This is a genomic window from Dethiosulfovibrio peptidovorans DSM 11002, assembly GCF_000172975.1.
In the GTDB taxonomy this organism is placed as follows: Bacteria; Synergistota; Synergistia; order Synergistales; family Dethiosulfovibrionaceae; genus Dethiosulfovibrio; species Dethiosulfovibrio peptidovorans.
In genome coordinates, this window is record NZ_ABTR02000003.1 from 1 (window position 1) to 1,508 (window position 1,508).

Annotated in this window: 1 protein-coding gene; it reads right to left on the bottom strand. The window is 55.0% G+C overall.

Going from position 1 to position 1,508, the window contains the following annotated elements; all coding sequences use genetic code 11:
- Nucleotides 1–95: 95 nt before the first annotated feature.
- Entirely contained in the window at nt 96–1,439 is a 1,344-nt protein-coding gene (locus tag DPEP_RS12490; RefSeq protein WP_005662655.1) for a sodium-dependent transporter, read from the bottom strand.
- Between the last annotated feature and the right edge of the window lie 69 nt (nt 1,440–1,508).

Below are 1,508 nucleotides of genomic sequence, written 5' to 3' on the forward strand. Positions count from 1 at the left end.
TCACCAACGACAAGTTCCGTCAAGAGAAAAAGAATATCAAAGACTTAGGGGCCCGGCATGCCGGGCCCCTAGATTCCTACAATTCGGTTATATCGTCACCATTTGAGCCCGGTCACGAAGATGTAGAGGATGGCCAGGGGCGAGACGAACTTGACGAAGATCATCCATATGTCGAATCCGGCGAACACAGGGATCCTGCCGTTTCCAGTGACCTCGTCCTTGGCGACGTCGGCTATGACCCATCCGACAAAGATGGATATCAGCATCCCGCCAAGAGGCATCATTATCTGGTCTGTGAAGAAACCGGCCACGTCCATGAAGTCCTTGCCGGCTATCTTGAGACCGCCTCCGAGGGATATGCCGGAGGGTATACCAAGGAGAAATATCAGCGTACCCATGGTCCAGGCAGCCTTGGCACGGCTCCAGCCTTTATCTATGAAGTAGGCGCAGGCCACCTCCAGAAGGGAGATGGCAGAGGTGAGAGCCGCCACGAAGAGAAGCAGGAAGAACAGGGCAGACCATATCATTCCTCCCGGCATCTGGGCGAATATCCCAGGCAGGGTTATGAAGGTGAGACCAGGTCCCGCTCCTGGCTCGACGCCGAAAGCGAAGACCGCCGGGAATATGACCAGACCGGCGAGCAAGGCGACCATCGTATCGAGGAAACAGACCTGTGCAGCCGCTCCGGGAAGGCTGATGTCCTTCTGAAGGTAGCTGCCGTAGGTTATCATACAGCCCATCCCGAGGGAGAGGGAGAAGAACGCCTGTCCCAAAGCGGCGAGAACCGTACCGGCAGTAACCTTAGAGAAATCGGGTTTGAGGTAGAATGAGATACCCTCCCCTGCTCCCTCCAGAGTGACGGAACGTCCGATTAGAACTATCAGAAGGATGAAAAGCCCGGGCATGAGGACCTTGCAGTAACGCTCTATCCCCTCGCCGACCCCTCTGTAGACGACCCAGATGGTGATGAACATGAACAGAGCCTGATACAGTATTACCATTATGGGATTGGAGATAAAGCCTCCGAAGGCATCTCCAGCCTGACCGGCTGCGGCAAGCTCCATGAGCCCGGTAAACGAGTGGAGGATATACTTTATAGTCCAGCCTCCTACGACACCGTAGTAGGAGAGGATGAGAGCGCCGCAGGCGAGCCCCAACCAACCTACCGCCGGCCAGGCGCCGCCCTTTATTTTCTTGAAAGAGCCGACCGCGTTGAGCTGGGCGTTACGGCCTATGACCAACTCCGCCAACATGACGGAAAAACCGATACAGGCGACCATGGCCACGTATATTACGACGAAGGCTCCGCCGCCGTTCGTACCCGTAACGTAAGGAAATTTCCATATGTTTCCCAGACCGACGGCGGATCCCGCCGCGGCGAGAATAAAGCCTATCTTGCTTCCCCACTGTTCTCTCTGCTGCTCTACCTGATTCGCCATAAACCCTTACCTCCTTTTAGGGTGAATAATACAGATCCCGAAAAAAATACCCCTCTTATAGACCTACAT